The sequence below is a fragment of the Halovivax sp. genome (assembly GCA_007119345.1).
Lineage (GTDB): Archaea > Halobacteriota > Halobacteria > Halobacteriales > Natrialbaceae > Halovivax.
On record SKPV01000137.1, the window covers coordinates 15,633 to 34,057 of the forward strand.

The window sequence follows — 18,425 nt, forward strand, 5'->3', positions numbered from 1 at the left end:
CGTGGTGCTGGATAGTGGGTGTGCGCGTACCTTTTTGCTGCGGGTCCTCGCTCACTCACGGCTCCCGTCGGTCGCCGTTCGTCCTTCGAGGCTTGCAGGCGATCGGCCTCGCGTTCGCTTCTCGCCGTTCGCCCTCACTTCGTTCGCTCCGAACCGCGGATCGCTCGAACCGCTCGCCAAATATCTACGCCAGAATAGCCGCCTCCACGGGGCAACGCTGGTTTAGACGGGGAACCGAGGGCTCCGCTCGCGGATGGGAATCGCAGCTCCCAGAAGCTGGAATGAGGCACCCACGTCCGGTATCGATCACTTGACACCTCATACGGCACATCATTGACGACCCGTGCCCGACGATCAGGAGGACTCGCCCGCCGACTCCTCGGCGACCCACTTGTCCGCGTACGCCGTCCCGCAGGCGCACTGGGCGTAGGCGTGGATGACGTCCCCCTCGGCGTAGATGCCGCCGACCTCCTCGTTCTGGGCCTCGGCGAACGCGAAGACGAACCGGGTCGCGTGATCTCCGTCGGTGTCCTCCCCGGCGTCGGCTTCGGGACAGGTGCCGCCGGCGAGGTCCGGGGCCACGTCACCGTCCGTTCCCATCGCCTCCTTCGCGAAGGCCATCGCCTCGACGCCGGTCGCCGCGCGGAAGGCGTTCCGGCCGCGCTCGCCGTCGACGACGATGCGCACGCCGCCGTCGACGCGCTCGCCGACGGACGCCAGCTTCTCGAGGTCGTCGGCGGCCGCCTCCGAGAGGTAGATCGCGACGTCGTCCGGGCGCTCGCCCGCGAGGAACGCCGCTCCTGGCTGTGTCATGCTCGAACGTCGGTCTCGGAGGTGGAAAAAGGGAGCGAAGGGGCCCTCGCGGCAGCTCGGGCGCTCGCGTCCCGGGCGGCGCCCCTCGCGGTCGGTGAGAACGGGCCGGCGGTTCCCAGCGCGCCCCTCGAACGGAGCGCGTTACTCCTCGAGGCGCTCCGCGATCGACGACAGCGAGTCCGACGGCGGCTCTTTCGCCTCGTAGACGGCCGTCTCGCCGGGCGCCCGGAGTCCGTAGAGAAAGCCGGCCTCGACGACGTCGATCAGCACCGACCCGCCCTCGGGGATCGACCGGTCCGCGATCCACGCGGCGAGTCGATCGTCGCCCGCGCCCGGCTCCCGTGCGAACCGCGGCGCGTCGTAGACGCCGGGAACGGATAGCTCATCGCCCGTCAGCGCCCGCTCGACTCGCGCGAACCGTTCGTCGCCGTCGAGGACCACCCGAACGACGTCGTCGGTCGGGAAGCGATCGCGCTCGTCGGTCGGGATCGAGAGCGTCCGTCCGGTCGCCGTCGGTTCCGCGCTCGCGCGCACGGTGTGGACCGAGGGGTGGTCGCTCGAAATGCGATCAGCCACGAGAACTCCCTCGCTTACTCGTCCTCGCCGTCGCCCTCGCCGACCAGTTCGGCGATCGACGTCGAGCCGGCCTCGGCGACGGTGGCGTTGATCTGGCTCACGGCGTCGGAGACCTCCCGGCCCCGGGCGGTGATCCGGCGGCGCTCGCCGTCCCGGCGGGGGCGATAGCCCGTCGTGCGCTCGTGTAAGAGCACCTCCTTGAGGTTTGGACCCGCGACGCCCTCGTGCATCGGGCGGCCGGCTTCGTCGGAGCCGCCGGTGATCTCGAGGGTGTAGCCGTCGAGGCCGACGGCGCCCCCGTCGACCTCGTCGCCGATCGACTTCCCGATGAATCGATTCGCGTCCTGCCCGTCGGCCTCGAGCTGGTAGGCCTGCCCCGAGTCGGGGTCGCCGACGACCACAGTGAAGGTTGCCATGCCCGGGACAAATCGGCGGCCGGTCAAAAACACATCGGAACGCAACCGAACTTTTCCGCTGCGCGCGGCCGCGATGCGGCCGCGCTCGGGAAAACTTCGATGAAAAGCCTCTTCCCTCCGTTCCGGGCGCGTCGAGCGCGCCCTTCACATCGGTCGTCGGCCCGCTCGCTCGTCCGCAGGGCGGACTCGCTCGCGCTGGGACTGCTGGAGACCAGCCAGCCGTCCCCCGTCGAGCGGAACGGAAGGTTCCGCGATGCTCGGGAGAATTCGCTCTTCCGTTGGATAGCACCGTTCGCCGCGGAGGCGGCGAACGAGTGCTTCCGGCGGGCGCTCCCAGTCGGTGGAGCCGTGCCGACAGCCGCCGCAGTAAAGCCCCCTCGACGCCAACCGTCGTCGATGGCGCTCGATCCCGGCCGGTTAGAACGCCGCCTCCGTCGAGAGTTCGGCGGGACCGTCGGCGAGTCGCGGGTGGTGGTTCGGCAGGCCGTCGACCTCCACGACTCGGGTGCCTACGAGGACGACGTGGGGGCGCCGGTGACCAACGACGTGGTGATCGAGGAGCTCTCGGACGCCCGGCGGGGAACGCCCGCGGATCGGTGGAACTGGTGGATGGGGTCGCTCGAGCTCGCGTTCGGCGGCTACGAGCGGTTCACCGTCCAGCGGTATCGGCCGGGAAACTAGCCAGCCGTCTCGAGTTCGGCGGCGAGGTCCTGGAGGTGGGCGATCCGCTCGTCGGTGTCGGGGTGGGTCTCGGGGAACAGGTCCTTGCTCAACAGGCCGTCGTCGCCGTCCTCGGTGAACTGTGCGAAGTCGAGCGGGGCGACGTACAGCGCCTCGACGCCGCCGTCGAGCTCCCGAAGGTCGCGGTCCTGCGCCGCCGAGAGCTCCTCGTCGATCGTCGCGAGGGCGCTCGCCAGCGCGAGCGGGTCGCCGGTGAGCTGGGCGGCCCCGCGATCGGCGGCGTGCTCGCGGTACCGACAGAGCAGCCGGTAGAGCAGGTAGCTCGCGATCCAGAAGAGCGCGGAGACGGCGATCGTCACGAGCGTGGTGACGACGATCACGACGATCACGGCGGCGACCGCCCGCCCGTCGTTGTCGTGGCTCGTCCGCATGTACTGCAGCGACCGGAAGACCGTCCGGAGGATCGTGTACGCGCTCGTGGCGACGAGGTAGGTGAGCGTCGGCAGGAGGTACGCGATCGTCATCACCGTCACGTCGCCGTTTTTCAGGTGGGCGATCTCGTGGGCGAGGACGGCCGCCAGCTCGTCGTCGTCGAGCGCCGCGAGTAGCCCCTCGGTGACGACGACCGTCGCCGACTCGCGGCTCCGGCCGGTTGCGAAAGCGTTCGGGGCGTCGGTGTCGATGACGGCGAGGTCGGGCGTCGGGAGGTCCGCCTGCTGGGCGAGCCGGCTGACGGTCGCGTGGAGCTCGGGGTACTCGTCGTGGTCGACCGGCCTCGCGTCGAGCGAGCGCAGGGCGATCCGATCGCCGTACGCGTACTGACCGACGAGCCCGACGAGGACGGCGCCGACGAGCAGCCGCCAGTCGATCGCGAACGACGGGTCCATCTCCACGCCGGTGAGCGCGACCGTCACTCCCGGCACGATCGTCGTCAGCGACCACTCCAGGACGACCGCGAAGACGAACGGGAAGACGACGATGAGCGAGAGACCGACCGCCAACCGGGCCTGGAGGGCGCGATCGGGCTCCCACTCCATCGGTCCGGCGCGAACGGCGCTCATGAGCGAAAACTGTGGTCTCGGTGCCATTAAGCATTCCATTTCCGACGAATCGCCGGCGGGACGGATCGTCGGCGCGTCGGCGGACGTGAGCCACGTTAGGACCCGGGTTCTGGCGATCACTACCGATCGCCCTCCGCGAGCTACCGTCCGCCGGTGAGCCTCTCCGACCGATCGTGCTGGCCGGCGTCCCTCTTCACGGCGGTAGGCCGCGGCGTCGGTCACGCCTCCCTCGGCCGCCGGGCCCGGAGCGTCGGCCGGTTCCTGATCTTCCTCGACGCGCTCGTCTTCCTGGGCACCCGGACCCCGACCGCGTCGCTCGACCCGTCGAGTCCATTCTCGTTCGCCGCGCTGGGCCGCGAGCGCTTCGAGTACGTCGACGGGGCCTTCCGGCTTGCGACCATCGGCGTCTATCCGCCCGAGCGCTACCTTCTCCGGTTCGCGAACGGGACGTCGGGGGATACGCGAACGCCTTCCGGCGCCGGAATCAGGCGATCTGGGAGGACGGCGGCTCCTCGACGGCGGCCTCGTAACCGTGGGCGTGAAACGAGCCCAGGGAGTTGTACAGCCCGCGCTCGTAGACGTCGGGCTCCTTGCTGATCCCGAGGTGGGAACCGATCTTCGCGTCGGCCCAGTAGGCGCTGTGGGGCCCCTCGAACAACCGCTTGAGCAGGCGCGGGTCGACCTCGAATTTCACGTAGCGGTCGTAGTCGTCTACATCCGGATCGTCGACGGTCCGGTAGCCGTCCCCGTTCATCGTCAGTTCGAGGTAGGCGCCGTCGACGAGCGAAACGAGGACCGTCGTCGGCGAGCGGAAGCCGATCCGATCGCGCTTTTCCTCCAGGTTCTCGTACGCGTACGGGACGTAGCCCTGCAGCTCCGCGAGTGTCGGGACCGGATCGCGCTCGTAGTCGAGCGTCCGGGGGGCGAGCTCCTCGCGGACGTACCGACGAACCTCCTCGGGATCGGCCGGTTCGAAGGGTGCGGACCGCTCGCCCGTCGCGAGGTCGAGGTGCTCGCCGGAGTTGAGGAAAACGCACTCGTGCTGGTCGGGGTCGACGCGCGATCGGAAGAACTCGCGGGCCCGTACCCGCGGCGGGTTCGCCGTGTACTCGTTGAGGTGTGCGAGCCCGCCGGCGAGGAGGTACTCGCCCGCGAACGGCATGTAGTAGTTCGGCTCGAAGATGTCGATGAAGTTCAACGCGAGCACGTGTTTCTCGCGGACGACCCGGTCGCGCTCCCGGCGCTTGTGCTCGGGGTCGTAGTTCGTCACCGCTTGCGGGTAGAACTGCGCCGCGCTGTACTGGTGACACAGGAGGTCGACGCTGCCGTAGTCCCGCTTGACCTTCCGGCAGCTGGACTCGACGAGCTGGTACGGGCAGTCGTTCGTGTTCGCGACGACGAACTCGCCGTCGTCGATCACCGCCATCGAGTCCACCTGCGTCGAGCCCGGGCGGTCGGCGTCGTCGTCGTACCAGGTACACCCGAAGTAGTTTCCACAGAGCTCCGGGTCGCAGCCGTCGGCCGCGAGGACGTTGATGTGCAGGTCGCCCGTCAGGTGCGTGCGCTCGTCGTGGGGCAGTTCGATCGCCTCGAAGCCGAGATCCTCGACCGCCTCTCGCAGGTAGTCCCAGCGGTAGTCGTGGATGAGCACCGGGATCTCGTCGTCCATCCGCCTCAGGGTGGCGGGATCGAAGTGGTCCGGGTGGATGTGTGAGAGGTAGATGTAATCGACGTCGTCGAAATCCTCGGGTTCGACGTCGAAATCCGGGTAGTGCGCCCAGGAGCCGTAGTACGCGCCGTCGATCAGCCAGGGATCGCACAACAGTCTGGTCTCGCCGTCGTCGATCAGGACGGCCGCCGACGAGAGGTAGGTCACTTGCATGTGAGCAACGCCGTCCACGACTCCCTTTGTTTCACGATTGATACTTCCGGGGTTGGCGGGTGATACCTTCGAACATGCGTCGAGTGGCAATTTACACGGCGCCCGTAACGCGTCCGCGATCTGGACGGTCACGTGTAGCATTCGGTAACCGACGACGGTTCCGTCTTCCGACGGGTCGGTGGAGAACGTCGATCGACCGGCCTCGCAGGCGCATCTATCGACCGTCCTCACGCGCCTGTCCCTCGATCGGTCTCACGCGCGCATCTATCGACCGTCCTCACGCGCCTGTCCCTCGATCGGTCTCACGCGCGTATCTACGTGCCCTAGAGCGCGTATCCGTCGGTTCTCGACCGGCGTCGCGTGCGTGTCCGCCCACCCGAAGGGTCGCCGACCCCGTCGTTCACCGCCCGAACCTCGAACCGACGAACCCAAACCTCGCTCGTGCCAACGCCCGCCAGATGGAGGTCCAGTTCCTGGGCGGCGCCCGCGAGATCGGGCGGAGCGCGATCCTCGTCGACGAGCGGTTGCTGCTCGACTTCGGGATGGACTCCGGAGACCCGCCGCGGTTTCCCGTCGGCGACGTCGCTCCCGAGGCGGTCGTGGTGAGCCACGGCCACCTCGACCACGTCGGCGCGCTTCCCGCTCTGCTGTCTGGGAGCGATCGGCCGCCGGTCCACTGGACGCCGCCCACGCGGGATCTCGCGATGCTTCTCTGCCGGGACACGCTGAAGCTGCACGGCGGGACCTACGACTGTCCGTTCACCGAGGCCGAGCTCGCCCGGCTCACCCAGGTTTCGGAGACCCACGGCTACGAGGAGTCGTTCCCGGTCCTGGGCGGCCCGGCGAACGGTGGGTACGAGGTCACCTTCTACGACGCGGGCCACGTCCCCGGGAGCGCGCACGTCCTCGTCGACGACGGGGACGCCCGACTGCTCTACACGGGCGATTTCCACACCGAGGACCAGCAGCTGGTCGCGGGTACGACGGCTCGACCGGCGGCGGACGTCGTGATCTGTGAGAGCACCTACGCGGACACCGCGAGACGCCCGCGAGCGGAGATCGAGCGCGAGTTCGCCGAGAGCCTGAAGGCCACCGTCTGGGAGGGCGGGACCGTCGTCGTCCCGGCATTCGCCATCGGACGGACCCAGGAGGCGCTGTGCATCTGTGCGGCCCACGACGTCGACTGCTACGTCGACGGAATGGGCAAACGGGTCACCGAGCTCTTCTTGCGGCCCCGCAATCGGTCGTTCCTGCGGGATGCCCACCGGCTGCGGCGCGCGAAGGGCAACGCTCGCTTCGTGACGGGCCGGGACGGCCAGCGAAAGCGGATCGCCGCCGAGAACACCGTCATCGTCACCACCAGCGGGATGCTCCACGGCGGCCCCGCGATGACCTACGTGCCCGAGATCCGCGACCACCCCGCGAACAAGATCGCGCTCACCGGCTACCAGGTCGAGGGGACGCCCGGCCGCGAGCTGCTCGAGACCGGCAGCGCCGAGATCGACGGCCGCGTGATGCCCGTCAGCGCGCAGGTCGAGGGGTACGACTTCTCCGCCCACGCCGATCGGGACGGTCTGCTCGCGTTCCTCGAGTCCTACCGCGACGGGATGGTGCTCGTGAACCACGGCGACCGGTGTCCGGCCTTCGCCGCCGAGTTGCGCGCGGACGGCTTCGACGCCCGGGCGCCGGCGCTCGGAGAGACGGTCCGGCGCTGAGCGGTCGCGTCGAACGGCGATCGGATCGTTTCCGAATTCGGGGGTCGAAATACGGGCTCGATCGGTCGCGGACGGATCGAGCAGTCGTCCGCCGGTCTCGAGCGGTTTGATCAGCCGTCCGCCGGTCGCGGGCGGTTCGATCAGCCGTCCGCCGGCTCCGAGCGCCTGCCGTCCTCGGGCGGGATCGCGTCGTCCGGGGCGTCGTGAGGGGCCTCGTCTCCCGTGGCGATTTCGGCCCCGCGAGCCGGGTCGTCGGGGCCGAGCGGATCGTGGTCGGGAACGTTCCCGTCACGGGGTGGGCCAGCCCCCTCGTCGATCGCGCTGAGATCCGACCCGATCCCGAGGACGGGGCGGACGCCAGCGGGCCCGGCGAGTCGGTTACGCTCGCGGACGGCGCCATCTCGGTCGAGGTCGATCCCGACTCGTCGAGCCCGCCCGACGAACGAGTATGCGTGACGATCGCGCTGCCCGACCGAGCGAACGCTTCGGGGCGACTGGTCGACCGATCCGCGAGCGGAGCCGCGAGTCGGTTCGCCACCGCCTGCGGCGGCTCCCGTACGTGGGGGAGCATCTCCGTCGACGGCGACGGCAGTAGGGGACAGGCATCGGAAATCGCATAACGAGGTGGGTCACCCACATCCGCCCGGAAGCCGTACCCTTTCAACGTTCACACCTCCATGAATATTAAAAATGTGTGTAATAAACCTTTTTACCTTTGGCATGGGACGTATTTTCATGCCAGACAATAGCGCGTCAATAGATGACGCACACGCCGAGGGGCGCCGGACGTTCCTCGAGCGGACCTCGGCGGCTGCCGGCATCGCGGGATTGACGGCCCTCGCCGGGTGCATGGGCGGGGAATCCCGCCAGGAACTCCGGGAGCTCGAGTACGTGAACAATCCCCAAGACTACAGCCCGGAGCGTCACGACGCGATCAACCTGATCGCGGACAATCTAGAGGAAGTCGGGTTCGACGTCGACGTGAACGTCCTCGAATGGGGGACGCTGTTCGCCAACGTGACGGAAGAACACGAGTACGACTTCGCCACCTGGTGGACGTTCTTCACCATCGATCCCGGCATCCTCCTTCCGGAGTACTACCACTCCGAGAACACCGATCCGGGCGCGGGCAACTTCACGGGGTACGAGAACGAGGAGCTCGACGAGCTGCTCGACGAACAGCTGGAGATCGCGGACGAAGAACAGCGCCGGGACGTGCTCCACGAGGCCCAGGAAATTCTGGTCTCGGAGGTCCCGCAGATGCCGATCATCCACATGCCGAATCTGGTCGTTCACAACGTCGAGCAGGTCACCAACTGGGAGGCGGACGTCTCCGGGTTCAACTCCTTCCACACCATGGTGAACCTCGAGATGGTCGACGGCGAGGACACGCTGGCGGGCACCTGGCCGGAGGCGCTCGACACGATGAACGTCCTCGGGCACAACGACGAGAGCAAGCACGTCTACCAGTTCAACGTCATGTACGATCGGCTCGTCCAGCTCGACGACGAACTCGAGCCGGTCGAGGAGCACGGTCTCGCGGAAGACTGGGAGCACGACGAGGACGAGGACGTCGTCACCTACGAGATCCGCGACCACGAGTTCCACGACGGCGAGGAGCTCACCGCCGACGACGTCGCGTTCACGTTCAACTACGTCGCGGAGAACGAGATCCCGCTGTACACGGTGCAGAATCGCTACATCGGGGAAGCGGAGGCGGTCGACGACCGGACCGTCGAACTCCAGCTGGAACAGCCGCTGGGCCCGATTCACACCGTCCTCTCGAGCCAGATCCCGATCATCCCCCAGCACGAGTGGGAGGACGTCGACGAGCCGACCCAGGAGTCGGTCGATGAGCCGGTCGGAAGCGGCGTCCTCGAGTTCGACTACTGGGACCGCGGCGAGGAGCTGGGGCTCGTGCGCAACGAGGACCACTGGCTCGATCTCGACTTCGAGCGCCGGTTCTGGCGGATCATTCCGGAGACCTCGACCGTCTGGGAGATGCTCCTCGGGGGCGATCTCAACTACGAACCGTTCGGTCGGATCAGCCGACAGCTCGACGAGAACCGGGAGGAACCCCAGATCGAGGTGGCCGAAGCGGCGGGACCCTCCTGGTGGCACGTCGCGATGAACACGCGGAACGAACCGCTGGACGATCCGGATGTCAGGCGGGCCGTCGTCAACGCGGTTCCGCGAACGGCGATCGCCGAGCAGCTGCTGTACGGCTTCGCCGAACCGGGATTCAACCACGTCTCCGAGGCGTTCGGCGACCTCCACAACCCCGACGTCCCCGAGTACGAGGAGAGCATCGAGCGGGCCCAGGAACGACTCGAGGAGGCCGGCTACCAGTAACGCGACGGCCGGCTATTCACCGGGGCGTCGCGAAACGACTCGATTCCGGACACACCACCATCGATGGGAAAAGCGCACTTCGTCGTCAGACGGGTTCTCCAGCTCCTCGTCACCTTCTGGGCCGTCGGCACGGCGCTGTTCCTCATGTTCCGGCTGATGCCCGGCGACCCGACGTCGTACTTCGTCTCCGGGCAGATGACCCAGGAAGCGAGACAGCGCATCATCGAAAGTTACGGCCTCCACGAGCCGTTGCACGTCCAGTACGTTCGATTCCTCGAGAACGCGCTCACCCTGAACTTCGGCCAGTCGTTTCACACGCACGAGCCGGTGCGCGCGGTGATCTGGACCTACCTCCCGAACACGCTGTTGCTGATGTTGACGGCGTTCATCGTCGCCTACGCGTTCGGGATCACCGCCGGCGTGTTCACCGGCTGGTACCGCGGCACCCGCGGGGAGAAAGCCACCGTCGTCACGGCGCTGGCCGCCCGCAGCATGCCGACGTTCTGGGTCGGACTGATCGTGCTCTGGATCTTCGGCGCGTGGCTCGACGTCATCCCGATGAGCGGCATGCGGAGTCCGGGCGCCGGATTCGAGGAGACGGGGTTCGTCGAGGCGACCCTCGACCTGCTCTACCACCTCGTGGCCCCGGCGGCCGTGCTGGCGTTCTACTACATGGGCTACCCGCTGCTCATCATGCGCTCGAGCATGCTGGAGGTGCTCTCGGAAGACTTCATCGACGTCTGCCGGGCGAAGGGACTCTCCGAGCGGGCGATCATGTTCAAACACGCCGCCCGGAACGCGCTCCTCCCGATCGTGACGGCCTCCGCCATCGCGCTCGGCTACGCCGTGGGGGGCGCGGTGTTGATCGAGACGGTGTTCGGCTGGCCGGGAATCGGCAGGGAGATGGTTCGGGCCGTGCTCCGCCGGGACTTCCCGGTCGCTCAGGGGACGTTCATGGTCCTCGCCGCGACGGTGATCATCATGAACTTCGTCGCGGACCTGGCCTACGGCTACCTGGACCCGCGGGTGACGTACGACTGAGGTGAGACGAGATGGCAGCACCCGACAAATCGATATTCGACGACCTCGACGCCTACGTCGACGAGACGGAGGAGTACAGCGACCTCCGGCGAACGCTCCGGCTCTGGCGGGAGACGCTCTCCGAGCAGTTCCGCATGCTCACGTCGGAGCTGACGGTCAAACTCGCGATCGTCACCCTCGCGTTCTTCGCGCTCGTAGCGATCTTCGCGCCCGTTCTGGCCCCGCACGCGCCCCTCGAGCGCCAGTACGTCGACGGCGTCATGATCGCCCAGTGGGAGCAGCCGGCGTTCTACGGCGGCGAGGAGGGGTTCGTCCTCGGGACCACCGCCGAAGGCTACGACCTGTTGAGCCAGCTCATCTACGGCTCGCGGGCGGCGCTGCTCGTCGGGTTCATCGCGGCGATCTGTACGGCGGGGATCGGGACGATGGTCGGGCTCGTCGCGGGCTACTACGGCGGCTTCGTCGACGACCTCCTGATGCGGATCGTCGACTTCATGTACGGCCTCCCGCTGCTTCCGACGGTCATCCTCCTGGTGGCCGTGCTCGAGCCCTCGCTGTGGAACATCATCTTCGCGATCGTCATCCTCCAGTGGCGCTCGACCGCCCGCGTCATCCGGTCGCAGGTGCTCTCGCTGCGCGAGCGCCCGTTCGTGAAGGCGGCGAAGGTCTCCGGCGCCAGCGACTGGCACATCCTCACGAGACACCTCGCGCCGAACGTGCTCCCGCTGTCGTTCCTCTACGGCGCGTTCGCGATCGCGTGGGCGATCCTCGCCGAGGCGGGCATCTCGTTCCTCGGGATGGGCGATCCCGACCGGGTCTCGTGGGGGACGATGCTGCAGTCGTCCCGCTCGTACAACGCCTTCGCGGAGGGCGCGTGGTGGTGGTTCGTTCCGCCCGGCATCTGCATCGCGCTCGTCGTCATCAGCGGCTTTCTCATCGGCCGCGGCTACGAGGAGATCACCAACCCCCAGCTGAGAGAGTAACGATGAACGCCCCACGAAAACGGACGGACGACGGACGAATCGGTCGCCCGGATCGCCGGGTCGCGAATCGCCGGGAGGTGGCGACGTGAGCCTCCTCGACGTCGAGAACCTCGAGGTCTACTACGAGAGCGACGAGGGACCGGTGCGCGCCGTCGACGACGTCTCGTTCTCGATCGAGGAGGGCGAGAACGTCGGCATCGTCGGCGAGTCGGGCTGCGGCAAGACGACGCTCGCGCAGGCGATCATCGGCATCCTCCCCGACGCGGGCTACGTCGACGGCGGCGAGATCCGGTTCCGGGGCGAGGACCTGACCGCGATGTCCGAGAAGCGCCGCCGCGAGTACAAGTGGGAGGAGATCTCGCTCATCGCCCAGTCCGCGATGAACGCGCTCGATCCCGTCTACACCATTCGAGAGCAGATCGTCGAGGCGATCGAGGTCCACCGCCGGACGGCGGGTCGCGTCGAGGCGAACCGGATCGTCGACGAGATGTTCGACCTCGTCGGCCTGGACCGCGACCGCGCCGACGAGTATCCCCACCAGTTCTCCGGCGGGATGCGCCAGCGGGCGATGATCGCGATGGCGCTGGCGCTGGAGCCGGCGCTCGTCCTCGCCGACGAGCCGACGACCGCGCTGGACGTGATCATGCAGGACCAGATCCTCAAGCGCGTCGGCCAGATTCAAGACGAGATCGACTCTTCGATGATGGTGATCACTCACGACGTCAGCGTCGTGGCGGAGACCTGCGACCGCGTCATCGTCATGTACGCCGGCCAGATCGCCGAAGAGGGGCCGGTCGAGGAGATCTTCGAGCGCCCCTACCACCCCTACACGATCGGCCTGAAGCGGGCGTTCCCCAACATCCGCAAGTCCGACCAGGATCTCATGAGCATGGCCGGCTACCCGCCGGACCTTGCGGATCCGCCCGACGGCTGTCGCTTCGCCGAACGCTGTCCGATGGCCACCGAGACGTGCTGGGACGAGCATCCGCCCGCGATGCACGTCAACGGGCTGCGGAGCTACTGCCACTACGCGGACGAGATCGACGAGAACTTCCGGCCGATCGCCGACCGACCCGAGACGTGGGCCCAGTCCGACGCCGCCGAGCGACCGGTGGAGGAACCGCCTACGGCCACCGACGGGAGCGGAGGTGAGCGCGAGCCGTGAGCCGCGCCGACGACGGCCGCATCCTCCGGGTCGAGGGGCTGAAAAAGCACTTCCCGATCGACGAGGGGTGGATCGCGAGCCTCGTGAACGCCGCCCGCCGCCGGGAGAGCGATCGCGTCCACGCGGTCGACGGTATCAGCTTCGAACTCAGGGAGGGCGAGACGCTCGGGTTGGCCGGGGAGTCCGGCTGCGGCAAGACGACGACCGGAATGTCGCTCGTGAAACTCCACGAGCCGACCGACGGGAGCATCTACTACCGCGGGTCGGACATCTCTGACGTCGAGGGCGCGGAACTGACGGCGTTCCGCCAGAACGCCCAGATGATCTTCCAGGACCCCTTCGAGAGCATCAATCCCCGGATGACGGTGTACGACACCGTCGCGGAGCCGCTGCGGATTCACGACCTGCCGAACCAGCGCGCCCGGGTCAGGCGCGCCCTCGAGTTCGCCGAGCTGGAACCGGCCGATCACTACTTCGACCAGTACCCCCACGAGCTCTCGGGCGGCCAACGACAGCGCCTGGCGATCGCGAGGGCGCTGGTGCTCGACCCGGATTTCATCGTCGCCGACGAGCCGGTGTCGATGCTCGACGTGAGCCTGCGCGCCGGCGTGCTCACGCTCCTGGAGCGGATGACCGAGGAGTTCGGCCTCTCGGTCGTCTACATCAGTCACGACCTCTCTTTGCTGCGTCACATGTGCGATCGACTCGCGATCATGTACATGGGGAAGATCGTCGAGTTGGGCGCCACCGAGGAGGTCATCGAGAACCCGAAACACCCCTACACGCGGTCGCTCATCAACGCCGTCCCGGTCCCGGATCCGTCCGCCGGGCGCGAGCGGGTCGAACTCGAGGGCGAGGTGAGCGACGCGATCCACGTGCCCTCGGGGTGTCGGTTCCGCATGCGCTGTTCGGCGGTCATCCCGCCGGATATCGACATCGAACAGGAGGCCTACCGCGACGTGATGACGCTGCGCGATCAGCTGGAAGACGGCGACTTCGCCGAGGGCGAGTACTGGGAGCGAGCGGACGATGGCGCACGAACCGACAAGGCGGCGTTCAAGCGGGCGGTTCGCGAGGATCTCCTCGGCGCGGGGCTCTCGGGCGAGAACGAGGACGTCGTCGAACGGGCGCTCGACGAGATCGCCGAGGGTGCACGCGACGCGGCGATCGCGACCCTCCGCGAGCGGTTCGAGTCGATCTGCGAAACGGACGTCCCGCCGCTCGTCGAGCGCGCCGACGTCGAGGGCGACCAGGAGATCGCCTGTCACCTCTGGGAAAACCCAGACGGCATCGACGGCAGGGACGAACGCCTCCGCTCGACGTCCGAAGAGCGCGGCGGCGAAGCGCAGGCGATGGATTGAGCGCGGTCTCGGCCGTCGAACGGTGGGGTAACGCGGTCCGGGTCGCCGAACGGCGGCGCTCAGGTTCGCAGCGTCGTCGACAGCGACAGCGCCGGCGCGGTCGACGCGACCGGGATGCGCGTCTTGTGCTTTGCGTCCACGGCCGTGATCGTCTCGCGAACGGCGCCGATCCCCGAGACGGTTTGCAGGTGATCGAGGTCGAAGGCGACGGTGACGTCCTCGAGGCGACCGGCGGCCTCGCCGTCGCGGAGTCGGACGCCCTCCGCGACCGGGACGTCGAGCCTGCCGGGGGCGTCCGCTCCGACGTGCGCTCGGAGCTCGTCTCGCGTCGCTTCGGCGGCGATCGGGTCCGGCGGCACCCAGCTCGTCCGGTGTTTGTCGAGCACGGGGTCCGGCGGGCGGGGCTCGCCGAAGCGATCGATCCGAACGACGGCGTCGGCGGCGAGATCGTCCGGCGCCGCGTCGCCCGGCTCGATCCCGAGGTGACGCGGCGCGATCCGGGGCGCGTTCTCGGCGGACAGTCCCGGAACGAGGTTCCCCGCGGGCTGTGCGTTCCGGTCGGCGGCCGTCGCCGTCGAGTGCAGCAGGGTCGCGAGGTCGCCGTCGTCGACGATCGTCACCGGCTGGGTCGGCCTCGCCTGCGCGTCGTAGGCGCGGGCGGCCCACGAGCCGGGTCGGACGACGTCGTGGATCGTGAGCGACGGCGGCCCGATCCGATCGCCGACGTCGACCGGTGCGGTCCCGGCGTACCGCGAGTCGGCCGTGAACCACCGCGAGCAGGCGATCGCGAGCTGCGCGGACGCCGCCGGGGATAGCAACGCGCGAACGTCGTCTCCGGTCGGCGCGTCGTCGGCCCGCTCCATCCCGTCGCGTCGCTCGAGTTCGGTCAGCCACGCCGCCACTCGTTCGGGGAGCTCCGCGAGGAGCGCGGCGCCGGCGGTCGATCCGGCGTGGCGCCTGACGCCGGTCTCCTCGCCGTCGAACGTGGCGTCGACGCCGACGCGGTCGAGCCGCGTCCGGACCGCCCCGCCGGTGCTCGTGGCGACGGTCGTTTCGACGGGATCGACGCGGAGTCTCACCCGAGCTCGCGAGACCTGTCGGTCGGCGATCGCTCCCTCGACCGCGTCGACGAAGCGGTCGATCGCGGTCTCCGGTTCGATCGCGTCGAATCTGTCGTCGGGCGCGGCCCAGCCGCCGTGGTCGTCGCGGTGGATCGAGTGCGCGTCGTACCGGGCGTCGCGCTCGTGGGCCCGCTGTCTGGCGCCCCTGGTCGCCCGTTCGACGGCGTCTTCGACGTCCTCCGCGGCGAGCGAGTCGCAGTAGTGGTAGCCGGCCGTTCCGTCGGCGAAGACGCGACACCACACCCCCGCCGTCGAGACGACGGTCGCGCTCCGCTTCCCTCGCTCGGTGACGACGGCGTCGATCCGACTCGCGTCGACGCCGCCGACCTCGGCGTAGGCGACGTCGTCGTCGGACTCGATCCGCGAGAGCGCCACCTCGACCGCGTCGACGATCGCCTGCTCCATGCCGCCGGTTGCCATGTCGCGGACAATAAGCCGTTCGCCCGAGCGGGTCCCTACCGCCGGCCCCGTTCGCGTCGCCGCTCGGCCTCCGTCTCCGCTTTCTCCTCCTCGTGGAGCTCGCCCGCCTTCCGCCAGAACTCCCAGGCGCCGGCGACGAGGATGAACGCGCCGATGACCACGCCGGTGACGGGGTCGCCGCGCCACCAGAAGTAGCCGACGCCCGCGAGCGCGACCAGGATCGAGAGGCCGAGGGAGATCGTCGCGAGAGCCCGCTTTCTGGACGGCGGAACCCGCCGGAGCCGCTTCCAGGGCATGCGAAAACCGTCGTCGGCCGGCTGGTTTACCGTTGCGGTGATCTGCAGTTCGCGCCGCGCCGCGTCACTCGTCCGGTTCGTCCTGCTACCCGGGCCGCCTCTCCGTCCCGGGAGGCCGCGCAACCTGCGCCGTATTTCACTCGTCCGGTTCCTCCCGCCACGGCCACGGTCGATCGTCCTCGCCCCACGGCCAGTGGCCGATCGCCTTCATCCCGACGTCGTACCCGCCGTCGACGGCCATCTCGCGGATCACGTCCTCGCCGACCGGCTCGATCTCGCGGTCGCGCTCGGCGAGCTTCGCGACCGCCGTCGCACAGTAGATCGTCAGGTCCCGGAGGTCGCGCACGTCCATCTTGTCGAGCGTGTCGGCGTGGGTGTGCCCCCAGCCGCGACCCTCGTCGTCCGTTTCCGAGAGGCCCTGGGAGCCGGGTATCCCCCGCTGGACGAACGGCCAGTGGTCGCTGTGGGGGTAGAGGCCGTCCTCCGTCGCGAGATCGACGTCGAACTCCGCGCCGGTCTCCGCGATCGCGTCGGCGATCCCCTCGAAGCCGTGCGTGTGGACCTTCAGGTCCCGCGAGTAACCCACGCCGTCCACGTTGAAGACGCACTTCACCCGGTCGAGGTCGCGCGTCTGGCTCCAGTAGTACGACCCGTAGAGGCCGGTTTCCTCGGCGCCGAAGACGACCAGCCGGACCCGCGTCTCGAGGTCGTCCTCGATCGCCTTCAGCGCGCGGGCGACCTCCACCACGAGCACGCAGCCGGCCCCGTTGTCGGCTGCAGCGGTCCCGACGTCGTGCCCGTCGACGTGGGCGGTGAACAGCACTTCCCGGTCGGTGTCGGGGCCGACGACCGCCTCCACGTTCCGGGAGGTCGCCGGCTCGTTCCGGCAGTCGACCGCGAGGGTCGCCTCGACGTCCCCGCGATCGCAGTAGCGCAGGAGTCGATCGCCGACCTCCTTGCTCACGCCGACGGCGGGAACCTCCGCCGCGCGATCGATCTTGCCGACGTCGCCGGTCGGCGGCAGACAGCCCTCGACGTGGTTTCGAAAGAGGAAGCCGTCGGCGCCCGCCTCGACCGCGAGACAGTACTTCTCCATCCGGTGGACCCAGCGGTCGTAGTCGTCCGGCGTTCGACTCGAGGCCATCGCGATCTTCCCGGACAGATCGACGTCCTCGAAGTCCTCGGGGACGGCGTGACCGAGGTCGGCGATCTCGCCGGTCACCTCGCCGGCGGGAACCCCGGGGAGCGTGACGAGCTCGTGCTGGTGGGCGAAGCGCTGCTCGGGTTCGACGCCGTGGAGTTCGAGCGACGCTTCCCCGCGCCACCAGCCGGGGATCGGGAACTCCTCGACCGCGATCCCGTCGAGGTCGTGTTCCTCGAATCGCTCGCGGACGTACGCTGCGCCGCGATGCTCTCCCTCCTGACCCGGCATCCGGTTGTTCAGATCGACCAGATCCGCCAGCAGCCGCCATCCGACGTCGCTTCGGTACAGCTCGCCGAGGACGTCGGCGGGTAGCGTGCTCATTGGAACTTATTCACTCGCCTCGGTGATGCCGATTTCGGAAGCGGCCCCTGCCTCCGGAACTGGATGCGCTCGTGGATCGTCCGCGGCCGAATGGAGGCGACGTGCGGTTCGGGACGCGGGCGACGAGCGCAGGAGCTGAGGCCGACCAGCGGGGCCGCGGGGCCGCCGATCGACCGCAGCGGGCCGGGAGCGACGGTCACCGACACGGTTTCCACGTCGCTGTAGTCCTCCCGGAACGACGCGTCCTCGAAGCCGTAGGTGCCGCCGTCGCGGTCGATCGCGACCCGGTGACTCTCGGTTACGGACCGCGTTTCGCCGGCGATCTCGCCGTTCGCCTCGACAGAAGCCTCGAGGAACAATTCGACGTTCCCCGGGCTCGCGCCGAGGTTCGACTCGATCTCGTCGATCCGCTCTTCGAGTTCGGGGACGGTCACCTCGAGGTCGGCCGAGACCGAGTCGCCGGGTCCGACGGCCGACTCGCTCGTCGCCGCGACGGATTCGGAATCGCTCCAGTAGACGGTCTCGTCCCCCGTCGACCGGACGACGAGGTCGATCTCGACGTCGACGTCGGCCGTTCCGTCGGGCGCCTCGGACGCGAGGACGTACTCGCCCTCGGCCGTCGGCGAGACGGCGGTGAAGTAGCGTGACTCGCCTTCGAGTCGGTCCCCCTCGTCGTGGATCGTCGTCGACTCGACGACCTCGGCGCCGCGGTGAAGCTCCCCGGAGAGCGACCACGCTTCGGTCGCGTCGGCGCCGTCGTCCCGGTCGGGGTGCCGACGGACGTCCGCTTCTGTCGACGCCGAATTAGAGCTCCGCGCCGCAGGACGGACAGAACCGGTAGTCTCGGTCGTCGGGGACGTCCTCGCCGCAGTCCGGACACGCGCCGTCGTTCCCGTACGAGCCGAAGTCGTCGACGAAGATCCTGGTGTCGGAGCCCGTGCTCGGGTCCGCCGCCGACCGATCCGCGGCGTCGTCCCCGCCGGTGGCGTCGGACCGTCGCTCGCGCGTGTCGTCACC

The 18,425-nt window shown here is 68.7% G+C and carries 16 protein-coding genes and 1 pseudogene; 7 read left to right on the forward strand and 10 right to left on the reverse strand.

From position 1 onward, the window contains the following. Positions 1-354: 354 nt before the first annotated feature. The 3 genes from QZT59_RS09505 to QZT59_RS09515 form a co-directional block, all read right to left on the reverse strand. On the reverse strand, positions 355-813 hold the full coding sequence (locus tag QZT59_RS09505) for a DUF5807 family protein (protein ID WP_290814791.1): 459 nt from the start codon (positions 811-813) through the stop codon (positions 355-357). 141 nt (positions 814-954) lie between these two features. Further along, positions 955-1,389 (reverse strand): hypothetical protein, encoded by a 435-nt coding sequence (locus QZT59_RS09510; RefSeq protein ID WP_290814794.1) that lies wholly within the window; start codon positions 1,387-1,389, stop codon positions 955-957. Between the two features lie 14 nt (positions 1,390-1,403). Then, a complete protein-coding gene (locus QZT59_RS09515; RefSeq protein ID WP_290814797.1) occupies positions 1,404-1,805 on the reverse strand; it encodes a 30S ribosomal protein S6e in 402 nt (133 codons plus the stop codon). A 396-nt stretch (positions 1,806-2,201) separates the two neighbouring features. Between QZT59_RS09515 and QZT59_RS09520 the strand changes: the two genes are divergently transcribed. Continuing rightward, the gene (locus tag QZT59_RS09520; protein WP_290814800.1) at positions 2,202-2,486 is read left to right on the forward strand and encodes a hypothetical protein; all 285 of its coding nucleotides are present in this window, start codon (positions 2,202-2,204) and stop codon (positions 2,484-2,486) included. On the opposite strand, the gene QZT59_RS09525 is transcribed toward QZT59_RS09520, so the two are convergent. After that, a complete protein-coding gene (locus tag QZT59_RS09525) occupies positions 2,483-3,547 on the reverse strand; it encodes a M48 family metalloprotease (protein ID WP_290814803.1) in 1,065 nt (354 codons plus the stop codon). The two genes, QZT59_RS09520 and QZT59_RS09525, sit on opposite strands and share 4 nt — an antisense overlap. Before the next feature lie 484 nt (positions 3,548-4,031). After that, positions 4,032-5,429: an MBL fold metallo-hydrolase gene (locus tag QZT59_RS09530; RefSeq protein ID WP_290814834.1), complete on the reverse strand. Its 1,398-nt coding sequence runs from the start codon at positions 5,427-5,429 to the stop codon at positions 4,032-4,034. Between the two features lie 458 nt (positions 5,430-5,887). Here QZT59_RS09530 and QZT59_RS09535 point away from each other — a divergent pair, with 458 nt between their 5' ends. From QZT59_RS09535 to QZT59_RS09560, 6 genes are all read left to right on the forward strand, one after another. Then, positions 5,888-7,144, forward strand: a complete 1,257-nt coding sequence (locus QZT59_RS09535; RefSeq protein WP_290814806.1) for an MBL fold metallo-hydrolase — start codon at positions 5,888-5,890, stop codon at positions 7,142-7,144. Between the two features lie 735 nt (positions 7,145-7,879). Then, positions 7,880-9,496 carry an ABC transporter substrate-binding protein gene (locus QZT59_RS09540; RefSeq protein ID WP_290814809.1) on the forward strand — a complete coding sequence of 539 codons (1,617 nt, stop codon included), beginning with the start codon at positions 7,880-7,882 and terminating at the stop codon, positions 9,494-9,496. A 63-nt stretch (positions 9,497-9,559) separates the two neighbouring features. Continuing rightward, entirely contained in the window at positions 9,560-10,537 is a 978-nt protein-coding gene (locus tag QZT59_RS09545; RefSeq protein ID WP_290814813.1) for an ABC transporter permease, read from the forward strand. 11 nt (positions 10,538-10,548) lie between these two features. Beyond that, a complete protein-coding gene (locus tag QZT59_RS09550) occupies positions 10,549-11,520 on the forward strand; it encodes an ABC transporter permease (protein ID WP_290814816.1) in 972 nt (323 codons plus the stop codon). 85 nt (positions 11,521-11,605) lie between these two features. Continuing rightward, positions 11,606-12,685: an ABC transporter ATP-binding protein gene (locus tag QZT59_RS09555; RefSeq protein ID WP_290814819.1), complete on the forward strand. Its 1,080-nt coding sequence runs from the start codon at positions 11,606-11,608 to the stop codon at positions 12,683-12,685. Continuing rightward, the gene (locus QZT59_RS09560; protein ID WP_290814822.1) at positions 12,682-14,046 is read left to right on the forward strand and encodes an ABC transporter ATP-binding protein; all 1,365 of its coding nucleotides are present in this window, start codon (positions 12,682-12,684) and stop codon (positions 14,044-14,046) included. Before QZT59_RS09555 ends, QZT59_RS09560 begins: the two co-directional genes overlap by 4 nt. 59 nt (positions 14,047-14,105) lie before the next feature. Here QZT59_RS09560 and QZT59_RS09565 read toward each other — a convergent pair whose 3' ends face one another. The 5 genes and pseudogenes from QZT59_RS09565 to QZT59_RS09585 form a co-directional block, all read right to left on the reverse strand. Further along, positions 14,106-15,572 carry a metallopeptidase TldD-related protein gene (locus QZT59_RS09565; protein WP_290814825.1) on the reverse strand — a complete coding sequence of 489 codons (1,467 nt, stop codon included), beginning with the start codon at positions 15,570-15,572 and terminating at the stop codon, positions 14,106-14,108. Between the two features lie 50 nt (positions 15,573-15,622). Then, complete coding sequence (locus tag QZT59_RS09570) at positions 15,623-15,883, reverse strand: hypothetical protein (RefSeq protein ID WP_290814828.1); 261 nt, start codon at positions 15,881-15,883, stop codon at positions 15,623-15,625. A gap of 136 nt (positions 15,884-16,019) precedes the next feature. Beyond that, entirely contained in the window at positions 16,020-17,408 is a 1,389-nt protein-coding gene (locus QZT59_RS09575) for a M28 family metallopeptidase (protein WP_290814831.1), read from the reverse strand. Beyond that, positions 17,405-18,088, reverse strand: coding sequence for a DUF5305 family protein (locus QZT59_RS09580; protein WP_290814837.1), 684 nt, complete (start codon positions 18,086-18,088; stop codon positions 17,405-17,407). The genes QZT59_RS09575 and QZT59_RS09580 overlap by 4 nt, the downstream gene beginning before the upstream one ends. A 124-nt stretch (positions 18,089-18,212) precedes the next feature. After that, positions 18,213-18,425, reverse strand: a pseudogene (locus QZT59_RS09585) (zinc-ribbon domain-containing protein); the annotation flags it as partial.

What these genes read in the sequence shown, in the direction of transcription:
- QZT59_RS09575 (WP_290814831.1), bottom strand. Translation starts at nt 17,408, where the DNA reads ATGAGCACGCTACCCGCCGACGTCCTCGGCGAGCTGTACCGAAGCGAC.
- QZT59_RS09545 (WP_290814813.1), top strand. Translation starts at nt 9,560, where the DNA reads ATGGGAAAAGCGCACTTCGTCGTCAGACGGGTTCTCCAGCTCCTCGTC.
- QZT59_RS09565 (WP_290814825.1), bottom strand. Translation starts at nt 15,572, where the DNA reads ATGGAGCAGGCGATCGTCGACGCGGTCGAGGTGGCGCTCTCGCGGATC.
- QZT59_RS09505 (WP_290814791.1), bottom strand. Translation starts at nt 813, where the DNA reads ATGACACAGCCAGGAGCGGCGTTCCTCGCGGGCGAGCGCCCGGACGAC.
- QZT59_RS09570 (WP_290814828.1), bottom strand. Translation starts at nt 15,883, where the DNA reads ATGCCCTGGAAGCGGCTCCGGCGGGTTCCGCCGTCCAGAAAGCGGGCT.
- QZT59_RS09515 (WP_290814797.1), bottom strand. Translation starts at nt 1,805, where the DNA reads ATGGCAACCTTCACTGTGGTCGTCGGCGACCCCGACTCGGGGCAGGCC.
- QZT59_RS09520 (WP_290814800.1), top strand. Translation starts at nt 2,202, where the DNA reads ATGGCGCTCGATCCCGGCCGGTTAGAACGCCGCCTCCGTCGAGAGTTC.
- QZT59_RS09525 (WP_290814803.1), bottom strand. Translation starts at nt 3,547, where the DNA reads ATGAGCGCCGTTCGCGCCGGACCGATGGAGTGGGAGCCCGATCGCGCC.
- QZT59_RS09535 (WP_290814806.1), top strand. Translation starts at nt 5,888, where the DNA reads ATGGAGGTCCAGTTCCTGGGCGGCGCCCGCGAGATCGGGCGGAGCGCG.
- QZT59_RS09550 (WP_290814816.1), top strand. Translation starts at nt 10,549, where the DNA reads ATGGCAGCACCCGACAAATCGATATTCGACGACCTCGACGCCTACGTC.
- QZT59_RS09530 (WP_290814834.1), bottom strand. Translation starts at nt 5,429, where the DNA reads ATGCAAGTGACCTACCTCTCGTCGGCGGCCGTCCTGATCGACGACGGC.
- QZT59_RS09540 (WP_290814809.1), top strand. Translation starts at nt 7,880, where the DNA reads ATGCCAGACAATAGCGCGTCAATAGATGACGCACACGCCGAGGGGCGC.